Origin of the sequence: Dietzia sp. SYD-A1, from assembly GCF_015356725.1 — a bacterium.
Lineage (GTDB): Bacteria > Actinomycetota > Actinomycetes > Mycobacteriales > Mycobacteriaceae > Dietzia.
Genome location: NZ_JADDKI010000474.1, coordinates 1 through 1,929 on the forward strand (window position 1 = coordinate 1; position 1,929 = coordinate 1,929).

Below are 1,929 nucleotides of genomic sequence, written 5' to 3' on the forward strand. Positions count from 1 at the left end.
GGCCTCGGCGCCGGAGCTCAGCCCGGCGAGCTCGCCGGTGAGCGAGCCGGTGTCCGTGTCGGTGCCCTCGTCGGCGGAGCCGGTCAGCGAGCCGGTGTCCGTGTCGGTGCCCTCGTCGGCGGAGCCGGTGAGCGAGCCGGTGTCCGTGTCGGTGCCCTCGTCAGCGGAGCCGGTCAGCGAACCGGTGTCCAGCGAGCCCGTGCCCGCATCGGCGGCGCCGCCGTCGATCAGGGCGCTGCCGGTGTTGGGCGAGACGCCGAGGCTGCCGAGCTCGACCGAGCCCGGGTTGGACGCCTCGGCATCGAGGTTCAGGTTGAAGGCGAGGCTTCCCAGGTCCACGGCGAGGTCGGTGCCGAGTCCGAGGTCGCCGAGGCTGCCGTCCTCACCCGCGATCTCCGTGAGGCTGCCGGTGTCGCCCGCGAGTCCCTCGAGGCTCCCGGACGGTGCCTCCTGCGCGGCCGCGAGGCCGGGGAACGCGATGGCGGCACCCAGTCCGAACGCGCCGACGGCGGCGATCTTGGCGGTGGTGCGGTTGGTGGTCTTCCGGTGGGTGTTCGTCATGTAATGAACAGCTCCCATCTTCATTGACCCCGATGGCTCTCATCGCGGACACCTCGACCAGAGCGAGATGCGTCGGTGACCCTACAAGCGGACTCCGGCCCTGTCAGGGGGTCAAATGCTGAGTGTTCCTTGAGGTAACACTTCGGTCATCGGTCGCGAGGGGTCGTGGTCACCCGTATCCCCGACTCGGCGGCGGGCCGCGTCGCACCTGCCTAGGCTGGCGTTATGGCCACGCCTGCGCATTCGGACCCGACATCGGGAGCGCCGCCTGGCGTCGTGGAGACGCACAGTGCTCTCATCGTGCTCTATGGTGATCAGGCTCACAAAGTGCGCAAACCGATCGACCTCGGTTTCCTCGACAACACCACGGTCCGGGCCCGCGCCGAGCAGAGTCGGCGGGAGGTCGAGCTCAACAGTCGCATGGCGCCGGACGTCTACGACGGCGTGCTCGAGGTCCGCGATCCCGAGGGCGAGGTGATCGACCACGTGGTCAGGATGCGTCGTCTCCCCGCCGACCGGAGCCTGGAGTCGCTGGTGCGGTCACGGGTCTCGGGCATCGGACGGGCCGGCGATCCGGATCTCGTGGTGGGCGTGCGGGAGGTGGGCCGGCAACTCGCCCGTCTGCACGCCGCGAGCCCCCGCTCCGGGCAGATCGAGGCCATGGGCACGGCGGACGCCGTGGCCGGTCTGTGGGGGGAGTCGATCGCACACCTGCGCCGTCTGAGCGTGGGCGAGGACGCACCGGAGATCGTCGACGACCTCGAGTGGCTCGCGGGGGAGTACCTGCGCGGACGGCGCCGGCTCCTACGGGCACGCGTGGACGCAGGCCGGGTGGTCGACGGCCACGGGGACCTGCTCGCGGCCGACATCTACCTCGAGGACGACGGGCCGCGTGTGATCGACTGTCTCGAGTTCGACGACCGGCTCAGGTTCGGGGACGCCATGCTCGACGCCGGGTTCCTGGCCATGGACCTCGACAGGGCGGGGGCACGGGACCTCGCGGAGGCCTTCCTCCGGGCGTACCGGGACTTCTCCGGTGATGACGCCCCGCCCTCCCTCGTCCATCACTACATCGGGTACCGCGCGGTCGTGCGGTCCAAGGTCACCGCCATCCGCGCCGACCAGACCGGGAGCGGAGGTGCGCATGCTCGGCACGCCCTGGAACTGGCGGATCAGGGAGTAGACGCCCTCTTGCGCGGCCGCGTCAGGTTGGTCCTCGTGGGAGGGGTGTCCGGGTCGGGCAAGTCCACGCTGGCCGTGCCACTGGCGGCGGCGTTGAAGGCCGAGGTCCTGCGGTCGGATGACCTGCGCGCCGCCGGCCCGGCCGACCGGCGGTACTCGGCGGCGGCGGTCGCCGCAGTCTACGGC

Annotated in this window: 2 protein-coding genes; one reads left to right on the top strand and one right to left on the bottom strand. The window is 71.2% G+C overall.

The window, feature by feature from the left end:
- Positions 1-561: hypothetical protein (locus tag IY392_RS15810; RefSeq protein ID WP_228549505.1), on the bottom strand; the 561-nt coding region annotated here is incomplete at its 3' end.
- A 327-nt stretch (positions 562-888) separates the two neighbouring features.
- Here IY392_RS15810 and IY392_RS15815 point away from each other — a divergent pair.
- On the top strand, positions 889-1,929 hold a 1,041-nt coding region (locus IY392_RS15815), incomplete at its 3' end, for an AAA family ATPase (protein ID WP_309234200.1).